This window comes from Pseudomonas marginalis, assembly GCF_008692035.1.
Lineage (GTDB): Bacteria > Pseudomonadota > Gammaproteobacteria > Pseudomonadales > Pseudomonadaceae > Aquipseudomonas > Aquipseudomonas marginalis.
Genome location: NZ_VTFG01000002.1, coordinates 17,574 through 42,508, shown reverse-complemented (window position 1 = coordinate 42,508; position 24,935 = coordinate 17,574). Strand labels below are relative to the sequence as shown.

Below are 24,935 nucleotides of genomic sequence, written 5' to 3'. Positions count from 1 at the left end.
TGAAGGTGCATATATCGGTTTCTCGCATCAAGCTGTGGTTCGCCTTGGGTACGCGGTCAAGTTTATGCCGTCGATCAAAATATGCCGTTGTCCCCGACTGCACTGCTCGATCCGCGCCTCAACCTGGTACACCTCGCGCAGCATGCGTTCGGTGATCACCTCATGACTCGCGCCGCTGCCCTGGGCGGTGCCGTCGGCAATCACCAATACCTGGTCGGCAAAGCGCAACGCCTGGTTCAGGTCATGCAGGGCAATAAACACGATGACCTGCTGTTGGCGGGCCAGTGCGCCCATGAAGTTCAACACTTGCACCTGGCGATGCATGTCGAGGGCGCTGGTGGGTTCGTCCATCAGCAGGATTTCCGGTTCGCGCACCAAGGTCTGGGCGATGGACACCAGTTGCTGCTGGCCGCCGCTGAGTTCGCCGAGGTTGCGAAATGACAAGTCGCTGATGCCAAGGGCCTCGAGCATTTCCTCCACCAGGTTCAACTCGTCATCGTGGACGGTCCATTGCGGCGACAGTTGCTTGCGGGCCAGGAGTACCGATTCGTAGACCGTCAACCGCGCACTGGCATTCAAGCCCTGGGGCATGTAGCAGATGCCCTGCCGGCCCTTTTTCGAGTCCTGCAGGATCACCTGTCCAGGCCCGTCGATCAGCCCGGCCATGCGTTTGAACAGGGTCGACTTGCCCGCCGCATTGGGCCCCACCACCGCGACCACCTGGCCGCCGGTGAACGCGGCGGTGGTAACGCCACGGATGATCGTGCGCTGGCCATAGCGGGCACCCAGGTCTTGCAGCTGAATCTTCACCATGTGTTTTTCTTCCCGCTGAGGATCAGTGATATGAAGAACGGCACGCCGATCAGCGAAGTGACCACCCCGATCGGGAAGATGGCACCAGGGATCAGGGTTTTGCTCACCACTGAACTGGCGGACAGAATCAGTGCGCCGGTCAGCAGCGAGGCCGGCAGGAAGAAGCGTTGGTCCTCGCCGATCAACATCCGCGCAATATGCGGGCCGACCAGCCCGATAAAGCCGATGGTGCCTACAAAGGCCACGGGGAACGAGGCGAGCAGGCTGACCATGATCAGCGTCTGAAAGCGCAGGCTGCGTACATTGATCCCGAAGCTGGCGGCCTTGTCGTCACCCAGTCGCAGTGCGGTCAGGGCCCAGGCGCGCTTGGCAAAGATCGGCAGGGTGATCGCGATCACCAGGCAGATCACCCCGAGTTTGGGCCAGGTGGCTTTGGTCAGGCTGCCCATGGTCCAGAACACCACGGCTGCTACGGCTTGCTCGGTGGCGAAAAACTGCACCAGGGCCAATAACGCGTTAAACGTGAAGACCAGGGCGATGCCCAGCAGCACGATGGTTTCCGCGGTGACCCCGCGACGCATGCTCAGGAAGTGAATCAGCAACGCCGACAGCATGGCCATGATGAACGCGTTGACCGGCACCATGTACTGCGCCGCCAACGGAAACAGCGCCACACCAAACGCCAGCCCCATGGCTGCACCAAAACTGGCGGCGGCGGAAATGCCCAGGGTGAAGGGGCTGGCCAGCGGGTTATTGAGGATGGTCTGCATCTGCGCGCCGGCCAGTGACAACGCCGCACCCACGGCAACCGCCATCAGGGCGATCGGCAGGCGGATGTCCCACATCACCACGCGAACCTGTGCCGGCGCACTGTCTGGCGCAAACAGTGCACCGAGCACTTCATGGAAGCTGTAGCGCGCCGGCCCCAGGGCCAGGTCAAGCAGCACACTGCACAGCAACAGTAGGGCCAGGCCTCCGAGGATCAGGCGTTTGCGCAGCACCAGGGCCCGGTAGGTATCGCGTTGGATCACGGCACTCATGGCTTGAGGCTCACGAAGTAACCCGGCTCATAGGGCACCGGCAGGAATCGCTCGTGCAATTGGCGAAACGAGGCTTCAGGGTCCAGGTCGGTAAACAGTGTCGGATGAAACCACTTGGCCAACTGCTGGATGGCCACGAACTGATAAGGGCTGTTGTAGAACTGGTGCCAGATAGCATGGAACGCCTGGTCATCCTGGGCCTTGATCCCGGCATAGGCCGGGCGCTGGGTATACCAGGCCAGTTTGCGCCGGGCTTGGGCCATGTCGGCACCGGGACCCACACCGACCCAGTGGCCACCGGGGGCAAAGGCTTCCCAGTTGGCACTGGTGACCACCACCTGTTCCGGGTTGGCGACGATCACCTGCTCGGGATTCAGCTGGCCAAAGGTGGTGGGAATAACGCCTCTGGCGATGTTATTGCCCCCCGCCATATCGACGAACAGACCGAAGTTTTCATTGCCGAAACTCAGGCAGCAATCGTCGGTGTAGCCACCGATACGCTCGATGAACACGTTGGGGCGCGAAGGGTGTTGCGCGTTGATCACGTCGGTGACGCGGCGGATCTGCTGGTTGCGAAAGTCGATAAACGCTTCGGCACGCGCCTCTTTGCCGAACAACTGGCCGAACAGGCGCATGGTCGGTTCGGTGTTCTGCATCGGGTGGTTGCGAAAGTCGACGTACACCACTGGAATCCCCAGGGCATCGAGCTTCTCGATATAGCGGGCGTCCTCGGTCGCGTGCTGGGCCTCGATATTGAGGATGATCACGTCCGGGCGCTGGGAGATGGCCTGCTCGATATCGAAGGTGCCGTCTTCAAAGCCGCCAAAGGTGGGGATTTTGGCGATGGCGGGAAATTTACGCAGGTAAGCGCCATAGGTGTCCGGGTCGGACTGGATCAGGTCCTTGCGCCAGCCGACGATTCGCTCGATGGGGTTTTGCGTATCCAGCGCGGCAACCAGGTACAACTGGCGGCCTTCCCCCAGAATCACGCGCCGGACCGGCAGGTGCACCTTGACCTGGCGCCCGAGCAAATCGGTGACGGTGCTGCGTGGTGCCTGCGGCTCGGCGGCCGTTGACGGCAGCGCCCATCCCAGCAAACCCGCAAGCAGCAGCCCGGCGAAGGCGTGGCTGCGTCGAACAATGGTAACCATGGTTAAAGCCTTTGCAGTGGTCGGGCCGGGTGGCGGTGCAGCTAGTCGCGCCGGGCCGAAGGTTTCAGAAATCGACCGTGGTCGACAGTAGAAGGGTGCGTGGCGAGCCTTGAGAGAACGCACCATAGGAAGCGACCCCCGACCAATACTCGCGGTCGAACACGTTCTGTACCGTGGCGCGGAAGGTCGTCGGCCGCTGGGCGATGCGCGTGCTGTAGCGCACGCCCATGTCGAAGCGGGTCCAGGGGGCCAACTGCTGGGTGTTGGCCTGGTTCACATATTGGCTGCCGGTGTACAACGCCCCGCTGGTTAGCGTCAGCCCCTCGACCCAGGGCACGTCCCACTCGGCCCAGAGGTTGGCTTGCACCTTCGGCACCCCCACCGGGGTATTGCCCCGGTTGGCCGCAACCGCGCTTTTGGTCAGTTGCGCATCCAGCAGCGTCACCCCGCCGAGCAGGCGTGTGCCTTGGCCGGCTTCGCCGGATACGTTCAGCTCCAGGCCCCGGTTGCGCTGTTCGCCTTGTACCGCAAAGGTGGTGCCTGACAGCTCGCCACTGGGTTTGGTGATCTGGAACAGCGCGAGTGTGGACATGACCGTGCCGTAGTCGAGCTTGACCCCGACCTCATGCTGGCGTGAGACGTAGGGGGCAAAGATCTGGCCCGCGTTCGAGGCCGTGGCGGGAGCAATATCGCCTTTGCTCAAGCCTTCCAGGTAGTTGTAGTAGAACGACACATGCTCCCAGGGCCGGACAACTGCGCCGAACAGCGGCGTGGTCCTGCCGTCGTCGTAAGCCGTGGTCACCGTACCCGCCGCGTCGTAGTTGTTGGAGCGGATGGTCTGTTTGCGCAGGCCGGCCGTCACCTGCAGGCGCTGCTCGAGCATCGACAAGGTGTCGGCAACCGCCACGCCGGACAATTCGGTCGCCGAGACTTTCGGCGTGGCCGGCGTGGCAATGTCGGCCTCGGGTCGTGAGACAGGGTGGTAAATGTTCGACAGGATCGGCGGGCCGGAAATAATGCCGCGCGACAACTCATCGCGATAGCGCGTGACCTGCAGCGTGGTGCTGTGGCTGATCGGCCCGGTGTCGAAACGCAGTCGGGCACCGCTGTCGACCGTGTAGCGCCGTACTTTAAATTTGTAATAGCCGGGGATCGACGAGGTGTCGCCGGCGGTGTTGATGATGGTCGGGGTCTGGTCGGAAAGGCGTGCCACGTTCGACTTCCCACCGCCGGCATGGGCAAACAGGGTCAGTGCGTCGCTCACGTCATACTCGCCACCCAGCAATGCCGACTTGTCGCGGGTCTTGGACCAGCCCCACGCCTGGCTGACGTTGGTACGCCCGTTGGCGGCGTGGGGAATCGGCACGCCGGGCGCGATCAGGAAGGGCCGTGACGCCGCGTCGAATTGCTCTTGCTGGTTGATCAGGTCCAGGCTGGTGCGCAGGCGATCGCCCTGGTAATCCAGGGCGATGGCACTGACCCCGACATCCCGCGATTGCTTGTCGATGACAGTGTCACCCTGCTGCACGCGGCCGTTGACGCGCATGCCGAATCGCCGGTCCTCGCCAAACCGCCGACTCAGGTCGATATGGGTGCCCAGTTGTCGGTCCTGGGCATAGGTGGCCGTGACGCGGGTCAGGTCCTCGTCCAGGGCGCGCTTGGGGACCACGTTGATCACGCCACCGACGGCGCTGTTGGGGGACATGCCGTAGAGGAGGGCGCCAGGGCCTTTGACCACTTCGATGCGTTCGGCGTAGTCGGTGAATACCCGGTAATTGGAGGCCACGCCGTACACACCGTCGAACGCCAGTTCCCCGAGGTTGCCTTCCCCCACCGGAAAGCCGCGGATAAAGAATGAGTCGACGATCCCCCCCGTCTGGCCGGTGGAGCGGACCGAAGAGTCGCGCTCCAGCACGTCGCCCACGGTGGTCGCCTGCTGGTCTTTGATCAATGATGCGGTATAGGTGCTGATGCTGAACGGCGCGTCCATCACATCCGTATTGCCCAGCAGACCGAGACGCCCGCCCTCGGCTACCTGGCCGCCCGGGTACACCGGCGGCAGGCTATCGGTGTGTTTTTGCGCCGCCTCCACCGTGGTCGCCGACAGCGTCAGCCGGCGCAGTACCAGGGTGTAGCTGCCATCGCTGCGCAATACCATCTCCAGGCCGCTGCCTTCGAGCAAACGCGTGACGGCTTCCTGCGTGGAGTAGGTGCCGTTCAGTTCGGGGCTGATCAGGCCCTCCGTGATCGACGGCTGGAACGACAGGGCAATACCGGCGTCCACGGCAAAGCTCGAGAGCGTCGCGCCGAGCGGGCCGGGGGCGATGTGGTAGGCCTGCACAGCGACCGAATCCAATTGGGCCGGTGCCTCCGCCAATGCCACCGGGCATATGGCACCGGCCAGCAGCAGGCTGAGCACGACGCCGTGCACCATCGGTTTGAGCGGACGAGCCGGACGCAGGGGCCGTGCTACGAGCATGAAAGGATGATCCATGGACGAGAGGAAAAGGCTGTTCCTGTCTTTGCCAGTCGAGATCGAAAAAAGTATCACCCCGGCCGCCGTTTATTTTTGCGTGGGATCAGGCGGGCGACAGGGTGACCCAGTAACCGCGCAAATGACTGTTCGCCAGCACGGGATAAGTGTGCACCAGCATGCTCAAGGTGCGATCGGTATCACTGATCGGAAAGGCCCCGGAAATGCGCAGGTCAGCGATGGCCGGATCACAGCGCAGGAAACCCCGGCGGTAGCGCGTCAGTTCCGCGACGAAATCCGCCAGGCGCATCTTGTCGGCCATCAACATGCCTTGGGTCCATGAACCGATGTAGCGATCGGTCGGCGCCAGGTCACCAAAGGTCTGTGAGGAGAAGTCGGTGCGCTGTCCGGCGTTGACGATCAGCGGCGGGGTCTGGCGGTTATCGGCCAATATCACCCTCACCGCGCCGTCGATGACCGCAAGATGGGTGCGAGGGCTGACTTCACGGACGGTAAACCGTGTGCCCAGCGCCTGCATGCTTCCCTGGCGGGTGCTGATCAGGAACGGCCGGGGCAGGGGGGCGGTGTCCACGGCGGTCTGCACCAGGATTTCGCCTTCGCGCAGGTGAATAAGCCGTTGGCGGTCGTCGAATACGACGTCGATGGCGGTAGCGGTGTTCAGGGTGATGCGCGAGCCATCGGCCAGGGTCAGTTCGCGGCGCTGGCCAACGTCGGTGCGATAGTCCGCTGACCATTGCTGCGATTGCGCCAGCTTCCAGCTCCCCCAACCCGCGGGCGCCAGCGCCAGCAGGATCGCCAGCTTGCCCAGTGCCGCACGACGTTCAGGACTGTCTGGCCGGTCGAGCGCCGACATCGCCAGGGCGGGCGGCAGGCCGCCGAACTTGCTCTGCAGCAATTGCGCCCGCGACCAGGCGCGATCCCGCTCCGGGCTGCTGACCTTCCAACGCTCCCATTCGGCGCGCTCGTGCTCGCTCAGTTCGCGTTCGCTCAAGCGCATCAGCCACTCGGCGGCTTCTTCGAGTACCTGCGGGTCCAGCGGCGGTTCCCTGCGCAGACCGAGCATTCACTCCACCAGCATCAGGCACTGTACGAAGGCCTGTTTCATGTAGCGCTTGACGGTGATCAGCGATACACCCAGTTGCTCGGCGATGTCGTCGTACTTGAGGCCGTTGATCTGCGACAACAGGAAGGCGCGCTTGACCAGGGGCGCCAGAGTATCGAGCATGGCGTCGATTTCGTGCAGGGTTTCCAGCACCATGAAGTGCGCCTCGGGCGACGGTGCTTCGTGGGTGGGCACGTTCGCCAGCGCATCCAGGTAGGCGCGTTCCAGTGCCTTGCGCTGGTACCAGTTGACCAGGATGCCCTTGGCCACGCAGCTCAGGTACGCCCGTGGCTGGTCAATCACCGTGACCTGTGAGGCGAGGATCCGGGTGAAGGTGTCCTGCGCCAGATCCGCCGCATCCATGGCGTTACCCAGTTTTCTCTTCAGCGTGGCATACAGCCAGCCGTGATGCCCGCTGTACAGGGCCTCGATGGCGCGCAGGTGATTGAGGTGATTCGCGGAAGAGGTTTCGCTCATGGCGGCAGATTTGTTTGTAATTGAGAAGTATTCCCAATGCTAGTTGACAAACCGACGTGAGCGCAAGCGCGATCATGTCCGGTGATCAGGCGTGTGACAGGCGTATCAAGGCGCTAATCAGCGATTGGACGGCGCGGACGCCCACCAGTACCGCAACGCCACCATGGGAACCAGCGCCACGGCATAGGCCAGGCATACGAAAAGATAGGTGTATGGCAGGCCGTAGACCTGGCTCAACAAGCCACCGATGGAGATGCCGGCAATCGAGGCGAACTGCGCGGTACTTTGGGCAATACCCAGTACGTAGCCTTGTCGCGAGCTGTCGGCGGTTTTCGAGACCAGCGCCATCAGCACGGGGGTGGTCGCCCCCAGCAGGACTCCCCAAATGAAGTAGGCGAGGATAAATACCCCGGGGCTGCGCGTTACGCCCGCCACGGCAGTCAGGGCGATGCAGGCCATGACGATATACGTGATGCGTTGCAGGGTTTCTGCCTGGGAACGATGCTCGAAGTAGCGCGACCATGCCGTTGCCGACAGAATAAAGCCCAGCGCCAGCAACCCGTAGCACAGGCCCACGATTGAGTGGCTGACCTCGAAGGTCGAGCTCACGTACAGCGAGAAGGATGTCTGCGGCAGCATGCGCGCCAGCAGCAGGATCCCCATGACGCACAGCAGCGACAGCAGGGGAGAGCCGCGCCATATGCTTTCGGTGCCTGCGGCCGGCGCGCGGGTGGCCACCGCCGGTTTTTTCGGTACGGGAGGTACATCCGGCAACGTCACGGCGGCGATGACGGTACAGAGTGCACAGAGCACCGAGGCGACGATGTTGATCCAGAAAAACGTCGCGTAATCGAGGATCAGGCCGCCTGCGACCGCACCCAGCAGTGAGCCGACATTGGTCGATATCTGCAGGATCGCGAATAACCGCGCCCGTCGCGACGGCGCTTCGATACTGACCCCGTAAGCCTGCGCCGGGGCTATATAGCCGGCAAAGGCGCCCTGTAGAAAACGCAGGATCAGGATGACCCAGATGTCACTGAAAAACGCCAGTCCGAGCTGGGTCAGGGACAACCCCGCGAGTGCGCGGATCATCATCAGTTTGTGGCCGTAGCGATCGCCGATACGGCCCCAGAATGCACTGGTCAGCATGATGCCCAGCATCGGCCCGACGTACACGGCGATGCTGGCGAAGCTGAATACCGACTCCGAAGAGGCCAGCCCGCGCAGGTGCACGGGCCAGAACGGCCCGCTCATTTCCATCGCACCCATGGAGACCAACTGGATCGCGAACAGAAGATAAATGAGGATTCTTACATGGGAACCCGGGATGGCACCTGCTTGGGACATGCGTACTCCTTGGTCAGCCACAGGGCCATTTCATGCCAGTGTGTGAGGAACGCGGCGTCCAGCACAACCCTGCGCACCGTGCAAAAAAAATCATACGGGGGGGTGATACCTTTTCGCACGTCGACTGGCATTAGGAGTAATTCCCATTTTCCCTCGTTGAAAGGATCCTCTCGTCATGCCTGTTGCCAGTCGGCCCTGCGGTGAACGCGCGTTAACCCTCGCCATTCGAACCGCCCTGTTGAATTTCGTCATGGTCGCAGCGGGCGCCACTGCCTGGGCTGAGACACCAACGCCTGCCGCCACGGATGACAGCACGCCCAGCCTGACCCTCGACACCACCACGATCGACGGCCGCTACAACGGCCCGACGGCGTTGCCCGAAGTCCTCCCCGGTGGACAGGTGGCGCGCGGCGCGCGGCTGGGCATGATGGGCAACAAAGACGTGATGGACACGCCGTTCAGCGTCACCAGCTACACCGCCAAAACCCTCGCCGACCTGCAAACCGTCACCGTTGCCGATGCCCTGGAACGCGACCCGTCGGTGCGCTCGACCGGCCAGACCGGCGGTATCGTCGATTCGTTTTTCATTCGCGGTTTTGCCATCGGCGAAGGCAACCTGGGTGAGCTGGCCTACGACGGTGTGTATGGCGTGGCCCCCAATTACCGGGTCTTTACCGAGTACGCCGAGCGTGTCGAAGTGCTCAAGGGGCCGGGTGCCTTGATGTATGGCATCTCGCCCAACAGTGGTGTGGGTGGGGTCATCAACATCGTTCCCAAACGGCCGCTGGAGGAAGACCTGACCCGGTTCACCGGCAGCTACGCGTCGGACTCCCAGACGGGCGGGCACCTGGATATCAGTCGGCGTTTTGGTGAGGAAAACCAGTTCGGCGTGCGCTTTAACGGCAGCTTGCAGGGCGGTGATACGGCGGTGAACGACCAGCATCGCGACGTAGGGATCGGTGCGATTGCCCTGGATTATCGTGGCGAGCGGCTGCGCCTGAACCTGGACTACATCAGCCAGAAAGAAAGCTTCGACGGTGCCTCACGCCCGTTCACCATCGCGCCGGGCGTTGACGTGCCATCCGCCCCCAATGGCCGCACCAGCCTGCCGCAAAAGTGGGGTTGGTCGGATACCAAGGAACAGTCCGCATTGCTCGGCGGTGAATATGATCTGAGCGACAACCTCACCGTTTTCGCCCATGCAGGGGGCGGCAGGTCGGATGTGAAACGCATGTCCGACCAGGTGCCGCGCATCCTCAATGACGCGGGCGACACCAGCAACGTCCCGGGCTATTACAAATTCAACGTCGACCGTTCTACCGCCGATGTGGGGATGCGCGGGCTCTTCGCCACCGGGCCGGTAACCCATACCACCACGCTGATGGCGACCCGTTACCAGGATGAGCTGTCGCGGGGCATCAACAACGGCACCACGATCCTCTCCAATATCTACCACCCGGTGGACACGCCCAAGCAATACATCAACACGCCCAAGGTGCTGCGAATCTCCGAGTCGGAGCTGTCCGGCGTGGCGTTGACCGACACCTTGGGGATGCTGGATGACCGTCTCCAACTGAGCCTGGGCGTACGCCGGCAGTTTATCGAGTCGCGTAACTACAATGCCGCCGGCACCGTCAGCTCGCGTTACAGCGCCAACGCCACCACGCCGTTGCTGGGTGTGGTGGTCAAGCCCTGGGAGGACGTCTCCCTCTACTACAACTACGTCGAAGGGCTGAGCAAAGGCGATGCGGCACCGGGCACGGCGAGCAATGCCGGGGAAACCTTTGCGCCGTATGAGTCCAAGCAGCACGAACTGGGGGTGAAGTATGAACACGGCACCTTCATGACCACACTGGCGCTGTTCCAGATCGAAAAACCTGCCGGCGAACTGGGCGCCAATGGCGTGTATTCGGTGCAGGCCGAACAGCGCAACCGTGGCCTGGAACTCAGCGTGTTCGGCGAAGTGGCCACCGGCACCCGTTTGATGGGGGGCGTGACCTTCCTCGATGGCGAGCTGACCCAGTCGGCGACTGCCGCTAACCAGGGCAACAAGCCGGTCGGCGTGCCCGATATCCAGGCCAACCTGTGGGCGGAATACGACACCCCCTGGCTGGAAGGTTTCACCCTCACGGGTGGTGCGATCTACACCGACAGCCAATACGTCAACCAGACCAACACCCAGGAACTCGACGCCTGGACCCGCATTGACGCCGGTGCGCGTTACGCCACCAAGATAGAAGGGCGGCCGACGACATTCCGCGCCACGGTACAGAACGTGTTCGACCGTGAGTACTGGTCCGGCGTGGCCTCCTATGGTGCGTTTTCCCCGGGGTATCCGCGTACCTTGCAACTATCGGCGACCGTCGATTTTTGACGGGCGCCGGTATGGAGCAATCATGCACCAGCAATAACCTTAAGCCTGGCTGGCCACCCGATCGTCAATGACCCGAATTCGCCATTGCTCAAAGGTACACAGGGGTTTACAGCCCTTGCGCTCTTTGTTGGCGTGGCTGCTCGGCGGCGCCACGGTGTCCTGCGATCATTGCCCTTTGAGTGCGATTGCCACTGCTGCTGAAAGTGAAGTCGTGGCCCTGCCGATCAGCGTCGAAAGCTGATGGCTATCATCGAAAAGTGCGCCTTGGGATGCGTTGACATCGTAGCCAGCCAGGGCCTGTGCGAGTGGCTCCGGGAGGCCGAAATTGATTAACGCAGAGGCGTAGTCAGTTTCAGGCAAGTTCTTGTAGGGAATGTTCCTGCCCGTTTGCCGAGAAACCTCGGCTGCGAGTTCCGATAACGTCCAGGCGCTGTCACCCGCCAACTCGTAGACCTTCCCCTCTTGATCGTCGCGGGTGAGCACGACGGCAGCGGCCTGGGCGAAATCTTCCCGTGTCGCCGCGGCAATCTTTCCATCACCTGCGCTGCCGATAAATTCACCGGCCGATAACGCGCCAGCGATAAAGCCGGTGTAGTTCTCGGTATACCAACCATGACGCAATATCGTGAATGCCAACCCCGATGCTGTGAGCTCGGCTTCCGTTTGCCGATGCTCCTCGGCGAGGCTCAATGAAGAGGTATCCGCGTGCAGTACACTGGTATAAACGACGCGACCCACACCAGCCTGCTTTGCTGCGTTGATGACATTTCGATGCTGTGAGAGTCGCTTACCTATTTCGCTTGAGGAAATGAGTAGAAGCGTGTCGACTCCGCTGAGCGCCGCGACCAGGGTTTGCGGATTGTCATAGTCGGCAACACGTGCCTCCACGCCTAGATCACTCGCCTTGTCAGGGCTGCGCACCAGCGCGACCAGGTTGGACGCGGGTACTTTTTGCTTGAGTTGCTGGACAACGAGGCGGCCAAGTTGGCCGGTGGCTCCGGTGACGGCGATCATGAGGGGTTCCTTTTACAAAAAGTGATAGAGCAGGCAGAGTAGGGCCTTAACTAACTTTTCGTAAGTACGTACCTAAAGGTAAGTAAGCATGCCGGATTCGGAGCCCTCTGGAGCAACCCGTCCCGCAACAGTGGCCAACCGACTGCGCAGCGGTGAATTATTCGACCCGGATTGTCCCTCGAGGGTCGTGCTCCAGCACGTCAGCAGCCGCTGGGGAGTATTAGTATTGGTGGCCTTGCTCGCGGGTACGCATCGCTTCAGCGATCTGCGTCGCAAGATTGGAGGCGTCAGCGAAAAGATGCTTGCGCAGACCCTCCAGTTTTTGGAACTCGATGGTTTCGTCCTGCGCAAATCCTATCCGGTCGTGCCACCCCACGTTGAGTACAGCCTCACCCCTATGGGAACTGAAGTAGCCCGCCATGTCGAAGGCCTGGTTGACTGGATCGAAGGCAATCTGCCAAAGATTCTGGAGGAACAACGCTCTCGCCAGATTTCATAACGGGCTTGCGAGCTACAGGTAAGGCTATGCGTGAGGACGACCCGGCCGCTTTGCCATGATTGGCAAGCGTTGCAGTTACACGCAATGCCCAAGCGGGTCTTTATCTTCACGTCGGATGACTGAGCGACGGAGGTTTTCTGGTTCCCGCGGCAGAGTTTAACCAGAGCAGCATTGCGGCGAGAGAGGCGGCGACTATCAGCGTAAGCCACATGATGACCAGCAGGGTGAAGGTGACACTGTTGTTTAACTCACGAAAAATGCCGAAGGCAAAAGCCGTGTACCAAGACACCCCCGAAACTGCACCGGAGGCGAGAAACAAGGCCGCTCTTTTGCGGGACACGCCAAAGAGCAGGGGGCGACTCAGGTCGCGTAGGGCTTCTGGCAGCACAAGCGCGTGGATGATTATTCCGTTGAAGGTCAGGACGATCACCACAATGACTTTCGCCCAGAGTTTGGGGTTTTCAAACTTTTCCGGCGACTCCATCGCGTAAAGGGCAAGGAAACCAAGGCCTGAAAGCCACAGGAGGCAGAGTCCAATAGTGACCGCGTCGCTGATGAAGTGGAAGGTGCGTCCGATTTCAACCGGGAGGCTGCCCCGGCGCATCCAACGCAAGATCCAGAGGTCCAGCATCGTCGCCCCACCGAGACCGAAGCACATGCCGAGCAGGTGTATACCTATAAGGAGTGTCAGCACCTTTAGCTGTGGGAGTGGAGCCGGCAATGGAACGCTCAGTGCGAGTGTGTCGGCGAGTAAGTAGCCACTGCCGGACAGCGCAAGCAGGCCGCCTAAAATCATGAAAGACGTGCGTATCTTCATTTATTGCGGCCTTGGACGAGTGTTTTTAGTTGGACGCGTGCGCAGTTTGTTTACTGGAACAGGCGGATCAAGCGGCTGCTATCTGCAGCGTTGCTGCAACCAGGAAGATAGGTTTCGGGTTAAATGAGGCCAGCGACGCTAGCGCCACATCAGCAGGTTGCACGGGCGTAGACCCTGCTCAGGAAGGGACCGGTGCTTGGGCATCGATCAGGTTCCGGCTCTTGAGCTCCTCCCAAAAGGCTGCCGGGATGCCGACCTTCATCGCCTGCACATTGGAAACGATCTGCCCCGGCGTGCGGGCACCCGGAATGATCGCTGACACTTGCGGATGTGCTGCCGCGAACTGCAGGGCGGCAGTATGAATATCGATGCCATGTCGTTTGGCAACCGCCATGATTCGCGCGCGCTTTTCCACCGCTCCGGCAGGCAGGTCCAAACTGAAGTTGTATCGGCTGCGTCCTCCCAGGAATCCATCGTTCAGTGGTGTTCCAACCACAACGCTGGTGCCCTTCCTGCTCAACGCCGGAAAGGTGTTGCGCAACGCATCGCCGTGCTCGAGCAGGGAATACTGGCAGGCAAGCAACACGATGTCGGGAGTCGGGTCATCACCGGCCATTGCCTGAACCACAGCATTCGGCGTATTGACGCCGAAGCCCCATGCCTTGATGAGGCCTTCATCACGCATCTTTTCAAGCTCAACCATCGCCCCTGTGCGCGCAATGCGATACGCCGCTTCCCAACCGCCTTCCAGTTCGCTGTTATCGGGCGAGATGTCATGGATAAAGACGATATCGATACGCGGCAGCCCCAGCCGCTGCAGGCTGTCTTCCACGGAACGCCGTGCGCCTGCTGCGGTGTAGTCATACCGGTAGTTGAAGGGCGCGGGTGACTTCCAGATGGCATGGTCCGCGCGCGGGCCACCCGCGGCAGTCAAAACCCGTCCTACCTTGGTGGAGACCACATAGTCGTTTGGATTTTTGCCGTGCAGAAAGCGGCCTACCCGATATTCACTCAAACCAAACCCGTAGAACGGCGACGTGTCGTAAAGCCTTACACCCGCGTCCCAGGCGGCCTGTAGAACCAGGCCCGCCTGCTCGTCGCTGAGCGGCGCAAAGATATTGCCAATCTGTGTCCCGCCCATGCCAAAGCGTTGAGGCGTCATGTATCGCAGGGTAGGCGAGGGTGAATTGAGGGGCAGGCCTGTGCGCACTGGCCGGCCTTCCGTACGCATCACGCTCCCGCGCTCTGTCAGTAAAGAGGGCGCTGGGGCTGTCGAACTGGCGACACTCGAGGCTGGCAGCAAAGCGGCTGCAACAGTGCCCACTGCCGAGTAAGTAAGAAAATCTCGTCTGTCCATCCAACGTTCCTTTCGCGACCGAGGTTTCACGGGATCATCGAAGCCGGTATTCGTACTGGAAGTTAGAACAACGAGGGGTGGCCGGGTGACCCTAATACGCCATATTTTTTGCACAATCCTGCCGATGCGCTTGTGTTGGTCACGCACTCTCAGCAGACTCGAACATTCCGTAAACAGGGGCGCATGTGATGACGAGCGGTTCCTTCTCGCAGTTCGGTTCCGGCCACCTGCATTCTCTGACGTTGCGCGATCCCATACAGCCCAACGAGCGTCTCCAGGCACTGGGACGGCTGATCGAAAAAGTCACCCGGCAGATTGGTTTGAACGAGGTCTGCAAAACATCGATTCCAGGCCTGGCCTTTTATCGAATGGCTGAGCTGGGTACGCCCACTTACTGCATTTATGAGCCTTGCGTGGCCATCATTCTGCAGGGGGCGAAGGAGATCACGTTCGGCGAGGAGGCCTGTGAGTTCGGGCCGGGGGCGTTCTTCGTCACGTCGGTCGACATCCCCACATTGGCCCGCGTTACCGCCGCCAGCGAGGCAACCCCCTATTTATCCGTGGTGTTGAAGCTCAACCTTTCCATGCTCAACGAGGTGATCCAGACCTTGGACCCCCCCGCGCAGGAAATAGCTACAGAAGCGCGGGGCTTCGTATCGGGTGCGGCGTCGAGTGAGATGCTCGATGCATTCGCTCGACTCGCTACGCTGATCGAACGGCCGCTTGAAGCAGGCTTGATGTCGGATCTGATCAAGCGGGAAATATGCGTTCGGCTGTTGTTAAGTGGTGCAGGACAGTGGTTGCGCAGCGTCACCCGCGACGGTTACCGAGACAAGGGCATCGTGAGAGCCATTGAATGGCTGAAACATCACTACGACAAACCGCTGCACGTGGCCGATCTCGCCGAACGATCAGGAATGGCCAGCTCTACGCTGCATCACAGTTTTCGCAAGCTGACAGGCACCAGCCCCGTTCAGTATCAAAAGGCGTTACGGCTGCAAGCCGCACGCAGCCTGATGTTGACCGATCGTGTTGACGTGAACACCGCCGCGTTGCGCGTCGGCTATGAAAGTGTCGCTCAATTCAGCCGTGAATATGCCCGGCGTTTCGGAGCCCCGCCTTCGAGAGACATCAAGCACGTACGGGAGCAGGGCGGACTGCTCGACTAGCGACGCTTCAAAGGGGAATGTGGGTGGTCGACAAGACCTGACGCAAGCCCATGAACGATCGAATCTGGCGAACCCCAGGCAGGTAAAGCAACTGTTCCGCGTGGAGCCGGTTGAAACTGTTGCTGTCCTTGGTTCGTATCAACATGAAGTAGTCGAACTCCCCCGTCACCACATGGCACTCCATGCAGCCGGACACTTTTTGTGCGGCTGCCTCGAATGCGGCGAAGGATTCCGGTGTGGAGCGGTCCAGCACCACGCCGATCAACACCACCATCCCCGCATCCAGCGCGACATTGTCGAGCAGCGCGACTATGCCTTTGATCAGGCCGACCTGCTTGAGCCGCTCGACGCGCCTGAGGCACGCCGGTGCACTCAATTTCACCTTCTCTGCCAGCGCCACATTGGAGATGGAGGCATCTCGTTGCAGGGCCTTGAGAATGGCGCGGTCGGTTCGATCCAGCGGCTGCGGCACCGGGGCTGATATGCTTGGCTTCTTGCGAGTGTTTGTTGCGTTCATGACTGTTTATTCGCAATTAAAGTATGTTCGATATTTATAGTGAGAAATTATAGTTCTTTAAGTGCTAGAAGTTTGCAACACATCTTTTTGGAAAACTTCTTAATATTGAACTCATCGAAGCCCGACTGAAAGAACCTGGAAGGCAACCTTTGCCTTTCGGTCTGGCGCTTTGATGTCCAGTAATCAAGGAGCAGCGTCATGAACCTGAATCGTTTTAAACGTTATCCGTTGACCTTCGGTCCTTCTCCCATCACGCCCTTGAAGCGCCTCAGTGAACACCTGGGTGGCAAGGTCGAGCTGTATGCCAAACGTGAAGACTGCAACAGTGGCCTGGCCTTCGGCGGGAACAAAACGCGCAAGCTCGAATACTTGATTCCCGAAGCGCTCGAGCAAGGCTGCGATACCTTGGTTTCCATCGGCGGTATCCAGTCGAACCAGACCCGCCAGGTGGCCGCCGTTGCCGCTCACCTGGGCATGAAGTGTGTGCTGGTGCAGGAAAACTGGGTGAACTACTCCGATGCGGTGTATGACCGCGTTGGCAATATCGAGATGTCGCGCATCATGGGCGCCGACGTACGACTGGACGCCGCCGGGTTCGACATTGGCATCCGGCCCAGTTGGCAGAAGGCCATGGACGATGTGGTGGAGCGGGGTGGCAAACCGTTTCCAATCCCTGCCGGGTGTTCCGAACACCCCTACGGCGGCCTTGGGTTCGTCGGCTTTGCCGAGGAAGTGCGAGAGCAGGAAAAACAACTGGGGTTCACGTTCGACTACATCGTGGTCTGCTCTGTGACCGGCAGTACCCAGGCCGGCATGGTCGTCGGTTTCGCCGCGGACGGCCGTTCGAAGAACGTTATCGGCATTGATGCCTCGGCCAAGCCGGAGCAAACCAAGGCGCAGATCCTGCGTATCGCCCGGCACACCGCAGAGTTGGTGGAACTGGGCCGTGAGATCACCGAAGACGACGTGGTACTCGATACACGTTTTGCCTACCCGGAATACGGTTTGCCCAACGAAGGCACGCTGGAAGCCATTCGTTTGTGCGGGAGCCTGGAAGGCGTGCTGACCGATCCGGTGTACGAGGGCAAATCCATGCACGGGATGATTGAAATGGTCCGCCGTGGTGAGTTCCCCGAAGGCTCCAAAGTGCTGTATGCGCACTTGGGTGGGGCGCCTGCGCTGAATGCCTACAGCTTCCTGTTTCGCAACGGCTGATTAACGCCAAAAAACCAGGGAGCTCACGACGCGATGGGTGAGTCGGCATCAATATTGAATGTCACGATCCCATCGTCGAATCGCCACCCGGAGCACGTTGCTCCTATCCAACCGCCGGGAGTACCGCCATGCATGCGATAACGCAATCCGCAGTCTGGATCAAGGAGCCTTCGGCGGATGCCGGAGTGGTGATCGTTACCAGCGCCGCGTTGCCCCCGTACATGATCGACAAGCTGCATGTGGCGATAGATGAGTGGGACCAGGTGGCTTATCTAGCCGTCAAACAGTCCGAGGCGTTGAGGCTCGATTGGTTGCAGGTCGGGTCCAGCCCGGAGCCGTCCGACGGGGCCTACGCGTGCCATGCCAGCCAACTGTTGCGCGGCGTCTCCCACGGCAGCTTTTTACTGGATGTCGAAACTGGCACGAATTGCGGCATGACGTGGCTGGGGTCCGTCTTTGGTCATCCGCTGCGCGTGGTCGAGCTTGGAGAAGTAGCCTCCTCCACTGCACAGATGGATCAACAGGTGGAGGCGGTGTTAGCGGCGACCCGAAGCCTGGCGAAAAGCGTGTTGCAGGCACGCGGCGTCATTTAACCAATGACCTGGTCCATTCGCCGGTTGGAACCATAAAGGCATCGCTTATGAGCCAAACTGTCGATTGTCGTCCCAACGCTATGAAGTGGATGCGCGAGCCATCAAGTTGCACGCGCATCGTGGTCATCGTGTGCGGGCTTGATAGCGCTCATATTGACTTGATTCATCAAGGGTTCAGCTGTTTTGACAATGTTGCGCTGCTCCATGTCGATGCGGTGGGCACCGTGCCTGGCAAGCATGTTGATGTGCAAGTGGCCAGGAGTGACTGTTCTTTTGTCGTGCTCGGTGAACTGGATGAACGTGTATTGCATAGCCTTTCCATGGGTAAGCGATGCCTTTACTCCATAGCACCAGACGGGTCGGCCGAATGCTCGGTGATTGCAGCAGTAGAACAGGTCAAAAACTTCGCCCGAGTGAGCCATTCCCGTCACCTTGAAACGATACCCGACAGCGCCAGGAGCTGCCTGTGAACCTGTCGGATACCCTCACCTCGGCGACGCGTAGAAACCCATGACCTCAAACGCTGTCGCCGACCGCCAGAATGGTCGCCACCAGGGCCAGGGCGCGAGGTACCAGGGTGTCCAACTCCAGGTATTCACGATCGGTGTGGACCTTGCCACCCACCGGGCCGAGCCCGCACAGGGTTGGAACGCCCAGGCTGGCGGTAAAGCCGGAGTCGGCGCAACCGCCGGTGAATTCGCCTTCGACGCTGAAACCCAATGCCAGTGCTTTTTGTTGGTAGAGGTGCAGCAGTCGTTCGCTGTGGCGTGCTTCCATCGGTAGAAAGGTCGTCGCTTCCTTGAGGACGGCGCGGGTGCCGATCAGTTCTTCTTCGGCGACGATGGCCTGGATTGCGCTGAAGATCCGATCCCAGTGCTTGAGTTCGATGAAGCGCACGTCCAGCCGCGCGCAGGCGCTGGGCGCGACGGTATTGCTCGACGTACCACCGGATATCAGCCCAACGTTAGTGGTGATGCCGGCCGGGTAATCGGTCAAGGCATGCAGCTTGACGATCTTGCGTGCCAGGGCCTCGATGGCACTGGCCCCGTCGGCATGGTTGACCCCGGCATGCGCCGCGCGGCCGCTGACTTCGATGATCAGCGTGGCCCCGCCTTTGCGTGCGCTGACCACGTTGCCGCTGGCCCGGCCAGGTTCGGTGTTGAGCACGGCACGGGCGGCACGGGCGGCGTTTTCGATATGGGGCCTGGCGCTGCCGGAGCCGATTTCTTCGTCGCCGGTGTACAGGACCTGCACCGGATAGGGCAACCGGCCGGCGCGCTTGAGTGCTTTGAGCGCGAAGCAATTGAGCACCAGGCCGCCTTTCATGTCGGCGACGCCGGGGCCGTAGGCGAGGTTGGCGTCGCGGCTGTAGCCGCGAGTCGTGGTGGTGCCCTTGGGAAAGACCGTGTCGCGATGGCCCAGCAACAGCACCGGTTTTCCAGGATCGCCTGGCACTTCGGCGAGCAGTACGTCACCAAAACCCTCGACCGGTATGCGCTTGAGCAGGATGCCGTCGGCCTCCAGTTCAGCCGCGAGCAGCGCGCCCACCGCATCGACACCCGCCTTGTCATAGCTGTTGGAGTCGGTGTCGACGATGCGCCGCAGCAGCGCCTCCATGGCTGGGCGCTGGTCGGCAAGCCAGTCCAGGGCCTGTTGTGGCGTGGCGCTCATTGCGCCTGCTCCCGTAACTGATGTTCCCGGGTCAGGCGTGCCGCGTCGTTGCCCAGGTCCCAGAACAGCCCGGCCATGATTTGCAGGCTTTCCTTGACCACCGGCGCCAGCAAGTGTTCGTTCGGTGCATGCTGTGAACAGGCCGGGTACGAGTGCGGTACCCACAATGTCGGCAGGCCGAGCACGTCCGCGAACACATCGTTGGGCAGCGAACCACCGAGGTTTGGCAGCAGCGCAGGTTTTTTGCCGGTGGTCTGTGCCAGGGAGCCGAGCGCCCAATCGACCCAAGGGCTCTGCGGGTCCAGCCGAGTGGCATGCATCACATCGATGCGGCTTTGCTTGACCTCGACATTGCTGAAGCCATGCGCATCCAGGTGGGTACGTACCGCCGGGATAAAGGTCGTGTAGTCGCTGTCGACCACGAAGCGGATATGGCAGTGGGCGTTAGCCTTGCCGGGAATCGCATGCACCGGGGCGTCTGGGTTGCCGGTCTTGAAGGCGATGACGTCGAGGGTGTTCCAGCCGAACACCTTTTCGCTCAGCGAGAGCTGCGGGTTACCCCAATTGGCGTCGATGTGCGGATCGCCCGGTCCGCCACCCACGGCAATATCGGCCAGCGCCTGCCGAACCGGCTCCGGCAGTGTCTCGGGCATCAGGCCGGCCACTTTCACCCGACCGTGTTCATCGACCATGCTCGCGATGGCATTGGCCAGGATGATGCCGGGATTGGCCAGCAACCCGCCCCAGTTGCCGGAGTGATGGGCGCCCTCACGTAAATTGACCACCAGCTCGAAGTTGAAGACCCCGCGCGAGCCGAGAAAAATCGTCGGGCGTGATGCCGCCAGGCGCGGGCCGTCCGAGGCGATGAAGATATCCGCCGCAAGCTCTTTGCTGTGGGCGGCACAGAATGCGTTCAAGCCCGGCGAGCCTTCTTCTTCGCCCATTTCCAGCAGCAGCTTGACGTTGAAACCCAGCTGGCCATCGCGCGCCTTGAGCGTTTGTTCCAGGGCGGTCAGGTTGATCAGATGCTGGCCTTTGTTATCCGCCGTGCCGCGGCCGTACCAGCGATCGCCTTCGGCAATGACGTGCCACGGCGACAGGCCTTCGCGCCATTGCGCATCATAGCCGCGCACCACATCACCGTGGCCGTAGCTGAGCACGGTCGGCAGGTCCGGGTGTTCAATGCGCGTGGCGATCATGAAGGGGCCGCGCTCGGCCACCGGGTTGTCATAGATCTTGACGCTGAAACCCATTGCCTCGACATGCGGGGTGATGAACTCATTGAGGTAGCGATACAGCTCGGGCTGGCTGTCCGCTGCCTGGCTTTCGGTGTGCAGGGCGACGCTGCGTTGGAGCAGATTGAAGAATTCGCCATTGTCGAATTGCGCTGTGGTGTTGCTGATAGCCAGTGAACGACTCATGAGTGGACAAGCTCCAGTGTTTGGGCAGAAGTGTCGTGAAGGTGGCAACGCACGTTGCCGCCGATAAGCGGACCATTGGCCGGGTAGGCCGTTTTGCAGGGGGCGAAGCAGCTCGGGCAGCGCGGGTGGAAGGCGCAACCGGGCGGCGGTGACATGGGGTTGGGGAAGGTGCCGTGCAGGCCGATCTCGGGAATGCCCAGGCGCGGATCGGGCGTGAGCACCGAATCCAGCAAGGCACGGGTATAAGGGTGACCGGGTTGAGCGAACAACGATTCGCGCGTGCGTTCTTCGACGATGCGCCCCAGGTACATCACGGCGACCCGGTCGGCGAGGTGTTCGATGACCGCCAGGTTATGGCTGATCAGCAGATAGGTCAGGCCGAATTCGCGCTTGAGGTCCTGCAGCAGGTTGAGAATCTGCGCCTGCACCGACACATCCAGCGCTGAGGTGGGCTCGTCGCAGATCAACACGTCAGGGCGCATGATCAGCGCCCGGGCAATCGCCACCCGCTGGCGTTGCCCGCCGGACAGCTGGCTCGGGTAGCTGTCGATCACCCGCTTGGGCAGGCCGACCACATCAAGCATCGCTTCGGTCTTCCTGCGTCGCTCGGCGGTACTGCCGATGTCATGCACGATCAGCGGCAGGGTAACGATTTCGCGCAGGGTCTTGCGTGGATTCAGCGAGGAATATGGGTCCTGGAAAATCGGCTGGATATGCCGCGACATTTCCTTGCGATCAGTCGTCGCCAGGTGTTTGCCATTGACCAACACGTCGCCGCTGGTGGGCGGCAACAGGCCGAGCAGCATCTTGGCCAGGGTACTTTTGCCGCAACCGGACTCGCCCACCAGACCGAGGGTCTCGCCACGCATCAGGCGCAGGGAAACACCATCCACGGCCTTCAGGGTGGCGGCGGGTTTGAAAAAGCCCTGGTTGATCCGAAACTCACGGCGGATGTCACACAGCTCCAAAGCGATGTCTTTTTTCATGACCTTGCACGCTCCTGAAGGCGAATCGGTGCCGGGGCCGGGGCGGCGAACAGGCAGCGCGCCATGTGCCCGTCCTGTTCGACTTCGGGGATGTGTTGCGCGCAGGCCGGGATCGCCTGACCGCAACGATTGCGGAACGCACACCCTTGCTGTTCGCCGACCAGGCTCGGCACCAGGCCTGGAATCGAACCCAGCGCCTCACCCGGTTTGGTCCGGCCAGGGATTGGAATACTCGCCAGCAGCCCCCGGGTGTACGGATGCTGCGGGTTCTCGAACAGTTGCAGGGCAGGGGCGGTTTCGACGATTTCCCCGGCATACATCACGGCGACCCGGTCGGCGATCCGTGCCACCAGCCCAAGGTCGTGGGTGATGAAGATCACCGCCAGGCCGAGTTCTTTCTGGATGTCGCGGATCAAGCGCAGGATCTGCGCTTGAATGGTCACGTCCAGGGCCGTGGTGGGCTCATCAGCGATGATCAGGTCCGGTTCGCACATCAAGGCCATGGCGATGATCACCCGCTGGCGCAGCCCGCCGGAAAGTTGATGCGGATACTGGCGCAGGCGCTCGGTGGCATTGCTGATCCCGACCTTCTCCAGCATCTGCGCGGCGCGCCCCAGGGCCTCCTTGCGTGAGACCTTGCGATGCTGGGTCAGTACCTCGCTGAGTTGATCGCCAATGCTGTAGGCCGGGTTCAGCGAGGTCATCGGCTCCTGGAAGATCATCGCCAGGCGGTTGCCGCGCAGGTCGCACATGCGCCGCTCGCTCTGGCCGAGCATGTCGATGCCGTCCAGCGTCAGCCGGGACGCGGTGCGTTTGGCCTTGCGTGGCAACAGGTCCATCAACGCCAGCGAGGTCAGGGATTTGCCGCAGCCGGATTCCCCGACGATGCACAGCATTTCACCGCGCTCGACTTCAAAATTCAGGCCGCGTACGGCATGCAGCATGTCATCCGGCGTCGGGCTGTTGCCCATGGGGATGTCCACGCGCAGGTTTTCCACATGGAGTAGTGCCATGTTCGGTTCCCTCTATCAGTTACGGCGGTCTATCAGTTACGGCCGTCGGGCAGGATCAGATCGCGCAGGCCATCGCCGACGAGGTTGATGCCCAGCACCAGAATCATCAGGGCGACGCCGGGAATGGCGATGACCCACGGGGAAAAGAACATGTAGGGCTTGCCTTCCGCGATCATCAGGCCCCAGGACGGCGTCGGTGGCTGCACGCCAACCCCGAGGAACGAGAGGGCCGACTCCAGCAGGATCGCGTGGGCCATTTCCAGCGTCGCGACAACGATCAGTGCGCCGACCAGATTGGGCAGGATTTCACTGACCAGAATGCGCAGGGTCGAGCAGCCGAGCGCCTGGGCCGACGCCACATATTCAGCATCGCGAATCTGTTGCACCGAGGCCCTGACCACCACCGCGAAGCGATCCCATAACAGGCAGCCGAGCAGCACGATCACCACTTTCAGTGAGCCGCCCATCAGCGAGGCCGAGGCCAGCGCGACCATCACCACCGGCATCGCCAGCCGGGTGGTGATCAGGTAGCTGATAAACCCATCGACCTTGCCGCCGTAGTAGCCCGCCAACAGCCCCATGAGCGTGCCGATAAAGCCGGAAATCAGCGCCGCTGCAATGCCGATGAACAGCGAAATACGTGCGCCGTAGAGCAGCCTCGACAGGTAGTCACGGCCCAGCTTGTCGGTGCCGAGCACGTATTCCCAGGTGCCGTTGGCCATCCATACCGGTGGTTTCATGCGCAGCATCACGTCTTGCGCATAAGGGTCGTAAGGTGCCAGCCACGGCGCGAACAGTGCACCTACGAAGATAATCAGCAACAACACCGCGCCGATGGCGAAACCCCGATGCCGCAAGCTCTTGCCAAGCACTCGGCTCAGGCTGCTCGGTGGTGGCAGGTAGTCATTGATCGCGAGGGTAGTGGGGGTGCTCATGTAGGCCTCCTAGCGCACGCGAATACGCGGGTCGAGCAGTGCGTTGAGCACATCGGCCAGCAACGTGAGGATGATGTAGATCACCGCAATCAACAGGACCACGGCCTGTACCACCGGAAAGTCGTCACGGGCGATGGCGTCCCAGGCAAGTTGCCCGATGCCTTGCAGGGAGAATACGGTTTCGATCACCACCGAGCCGCCGAGCATGAAGCCGAACTCCACCGCCGCCAGCGCGACGACCGGAATCAGCGCGTTGCGCAGCGCATGCTTCAACAGCACGCGGGCAGGGCGCAGGCCCTTGGCGCGGGCGGTGCGGATGTAATCGGAACTGAGCACATCAAGCATGCCGGCGCGGGTCAGGCGCATGATTGCCGGCGTCGCGTAGTAGCCCAGGGCAATGGCCGGCATGACGAAGTGCAGCAGGGTCGCATTGCCGGACACCGGCAGCCACTTGAGCGTCACCGCGAACACCACGATCAGCATCAGCGCAAACCAGAAACTTGGCATCGCCTGACCCAGCACCGCGATGCTCAAGGCCAGCCGGTCAACCCAGGTGTCGCGTTTGACCGCGGCCAGCACGCCCAGTGGAATGGCCACCAGCAAGGCGATCCCCAGCGCCATGGCACCCAGCCCCAGGGTAATCGGCAAGCGGCTGGCGACGAGGTTGTAGACCGATTCCTGAAAGAAAAACGAGTTGCCCAGGTCCAGCCGCAGCAAATCGCCCAGCCAGTTGAAGTACTGGGTCGGCAGCGGTTTGTTCAAGCCGTACTGCATGCGAATCTGTTCGATCTGTTCGCTGGTGGCTTCCGGTCCGCCAATGGCAGTGGCGAGGTCGCCGGACAGGTGCAAAAGAGAAAAGCTGATCACCGACACGGTAATGGCAACGCAAATGGCGATGCCCAGGCGGCGCAGAAGGAATCCAAGCATGGC

General features: G+C 61.3%; 23 protein-coding genes. 6 read left to right on the top strand and 17 right to left on the bottom strand.

What is annotated here, in order from left to right; translation table 11 throughout:
* Nucleotides 1-27: 27 nt before the first annotated feature.
* The 7 genes from FX984_RS20070 to FX984_RS20040 all read right to left on the bottom strand — a co-directional run bounded on the left by FX984_RS20070 (nt 28) and on the right by FX984_RS20040 (nt 8,424).
* Complete coding sequence (locus FX984_RS20070) at nt 28-813, bottom strand: ABC transporter ATP-binding protein (RefSeq protein ID WP_098479897.1); 786 nt, start codon at nt 811-813, stop codon at nt 28-30.
* On the bottom strand, nt 807-1,853 hold the full coding sequence (locus FX984_RS20065) for a FecCD family ABC transporter permease (protein WP_092359200.1): 1,047 nt from the start codon (nt 1,851-1,853) through the stop codon (nt 807-809). The genes FX984_RS20070 and FX984_RS20065 overlap by 7 nt, the downstream gene beginning before the upstream one ends.
* Entirely contained in the window at nt 1,850-3,004 is a 1,155-nt protein-coding gene (locus FX984_RS20060) for an ABC transporter substrate-binding protein (RefSeq protein ID WP_092359198.1), read from the bottom strand. Before FX984_RS20060 ends, FX984_RS20065 begins: the two co-directional genes overlap by 4 nt.
* A gap of 64 nt (nt 3,005-3,068) precedes the next feature.
* A complete protein-coding gene (locus FX984_RS20055) occupies nt 3,069-5,483 on the bottom strand; it encodes a TonB-dependent receptor (protein ID WP_146477458.1) in 2,415 nt (804 codons plus the stop codon).
* A 100-nt stretch (nt 5,484-5,583) separates the two neighbouring features.
* Complete coding sequence (locus FX984_RS20050) at nt 5,584-6,561, bottom strand: FecR domain-containing protein (RefSeq protein ID WP_092359193.1); 978 nt, start codon at nt 6,559-6,561, stop codon at nt 5,584-5,586.
* Entirely contained in the window at nt 6,562-7,077 is a 516-nt protein-coding gene (locus FX984_RS20045; protein ID WP_027603406.1) for a sigma-70 family RNA polymerase sigma factor, read from the bottom strand. It abuts the gene before it with no gap.
* 117 nt (nt 7,078-7,194) lie between these two features.
* On the bottom strand, nt 7,195-8,424 hold the full coding sequence (locus FX984_RS20040; RefSeq protein WP_146477460.1) for an MFS transporter: 1,230 nt from the start codon (nt 8,422-8,424) through the stop codon (nt 7,195-7,197).
* Between the two features lie 175 nt (nt 8,425-8,599).
* Between FX984_RS20040 and FX984_RS20035 the strand changes: the two genes are divergently transcribed.
* The gene (locus FX984_RS20035) at nt 8,600-10,798 is read left to right on the top strand and encodes a TonB-dependent receptor (RefSeq protein ID WP_146477463.1); all 2,199 of its coding nucleotides are present in this window, start codon (nt 8,600-8,602) and stop codon (nt 10,796-10,798) included.
* 165 nt (nt 10,799-10,963) lie between these two features.
* Here FX984_RS20035 and FX984_RS20030 read toward each other — a convergent pair whose 3' ends face one another.
* On the bottom strand, nt 10,964-11,812 hold the full coding sequence (locus FX984_RS20030; RefSeq protein WP_098479892.1) for an SDR family oxidoreductase: 849 nt from the start codon (nt 11,810-11,812) through the stop codon (nt 10,964-10,966).
* An 88-nt stretch (nt 11,813-11,900) separates the two neighbouring features.
* On the opposite strand from FX984_RS20030, the gene FX984_RS20025 reads away from it, so the two are divergent.
* On the top strand, nt 11,901-12,311 hold the full coding sequence (locus tag FX984_RS20025; RefSeq protein ID WP_074845758.1) for a winged helix-turn-helix transcriptional regulator: 411 nt from the start codon (nt 11,901-11,903) through the stop codon (nt 12,309-12,311).
* Between the two features lie 106 nt (nt 12,312-12,417).
* Here FX984_RS20025 and FX984_RS20020 read toward each other — a convergent pair whose 3' ends face one another.
* Both FX984_RS20020 and FX984_RS20015 read right to left on the bottom strand, forming a co-directional pair.
* Nucleotides 12,418-13,128 (bottom strand): hypothetical protein, encoded by a 711-nt coding sequence (locus tag FX984_RS20020; protein ID WP_186511896.1) that lies wholly within the window; start codon nt 13,126-13,128, stop codon nt 12,418-12,420.
* Between the two features lie 178 nt (nt 13,129-13,306).
* The gene (locus FX984_RS20015) at nt 13,307-14,485 is read right to left on the bottom strand and encodes an aldo/keto reductase (protein WP_043293236.1); all 1,179 of its coding nucleotides are present in this window, start codon (nt 14,483-14,485) and stop codon (nt 13,307-13,309) included.
* 188 nt (nt 14,486-14,673) lie between these two features.
* On the opposite strand from FX984_RS20015, the gene FX984_RS20010 reads away from it, so the two are divergent.
* Nucleotides 14,674-15,654, top strand: a complete 981-nt coding sequence (locus FX984_RS20010; protein WP_186511897.1) for an AraC family transcriptional regulator — start codon at nt 14,674-14,676, stop codon at nt 15,652-15,654.
* A 7-nt stretch (nt 15,655-15,661) separates the two neighbouring features.
* On the opposite strand, the gene FX984_RS20005 is transcribed toward FX984_RS20010, so the two are convergent.
* Entirely contained in the window at nt 15,662-16,171 is a 510-nt protein-coding gene (locus FX984_RS20005; RefSeq protein WP_146477465.1) for an Lrp/AsnC family transcriptional regulator, read from the bottom strand.
* A 198-nt stretch (nt 16,172-16,369) separates the two neighbouring features.
* On the opposite strand from FX984_RS20005, the gene FX984_RS20000 reads away from it, so the two are divergent.
* From FX984_RS20000 to FX984_RS19990, 3 genes are all read left to right on the top strand, one after another.
* Entirely contained in the window at nt 16,370-17,386 is a 1,017-nt protein-coding gene (locus tag FX984_RS20000) for a 1-aminocyclopropane-1-carboxylate deaminase (RefSeq protein WP_027603421.1), read from the top strand.
* A gap of 128 nt (nt 17,387-17,514) precedes the next feature.
* Entirely contained in the window at nt 17,515-17,979 is a 465-nt protein-coding gene (locus FX984_RS19995) for a hypothetical protein (RefSeq protein ID WP_027603422.1), read from the top strand.
* Nucleotides 17,980-18,026: 47 nt separating this feature from the next.
* Complete coding sequence (locus FX984_RS19990; RefSeq protein WP_146477467.1) at nt 18,027-18,449, top strand: hypothetical protein; 423 nt, start codon at nt 18,027-18,029, stop codon at nt 18,447-18,449.
* Between the two features lie 46 nt (nt 18,450-18,495).
* On the opposite strand, the gene FX984_RS19985 is transcribed toward FX984_RS19990, so the two are convergent.
* The 6 genes from FX984_RS19985 to FX984_RS19960 are packed head-to-tail and all read right to left on the bottom strand — an operon-like array spanning nt 18,496 to nt 24,932.
* Entirely contained in the window at nt 18,496-19,650 is a 1,155-nt protein-coding gene (locus tag FX984_RS19985; protein WP_146477469.1) for a M20 family metallopeptidase, read from the bottom strand.
* The gene (locus FX984_RS19980; RefSeq protein WP_146477472.1) at nt 19,647-21,071 is read right to left on the bottom strand and encodes a M20 family metallopeptidase; all 1,425 of its coding nucleotides are present in this window, start codon (nt 21,069-21,071) and stop codon (nt 19,647-19,649) included. The genes FX984_RS19985 and FX984_RS19980 overlap by 4 nt, the downstream gene beginning before the upstream one ends.
* Nucleotides 21,068-22,057: an ABC transporter ATP-binding protein gene (locus tag FX984_RS19975; protein WP_108574705.1), complete on the bottom strand. Its 990-nt coding sequence runs from the start codon at nt 22,055-22,057 to the stop codon at nt 21,068-21,070. The genes FX984_RS19980 and FX984_RS19975 overlap by 4 nt, the downstream gene beginning before the upstream one ends.
* Complete coding sequence (locus FX984_RS19970) at nt 22,054-23,070, bottom strand: ABC transporter ATP-binding protein (protein ID WP_146477474.1); 1,017 nt, start codon at nt 23,068-23,070, stop codon at nt 22,054-22,056. Before FX984_RS19970 ends, FX984_RS19975 begins: the two co-directional genes overlap by 4 nt.
* Before the next feature lie 32 nt (nt 23,071-23,102).
* A complete protein-coding gene (locus tag FX984_RS19965) occupies nt 23,103-24,005 on the bottom strand; it encodes an ABC transporter permease (RefSeq protein WP_146477476.1) in 903 nt (300 codons plus the stop codon).
* A 9-nt stretch (nt 24,006-24,014) separates the two neighbouring features.
* A complete protein-coding gene (locus FX984_RS19960; protein ID WP_146477478.1) occupies nt 24,015-24,932 on the bottom strand; it encodes an ABC transporter permease in 918 nt (305 codons plus the stop codon).
* Nucleotides 24,933-24,935: the final 3 nt, after the last annotated feature.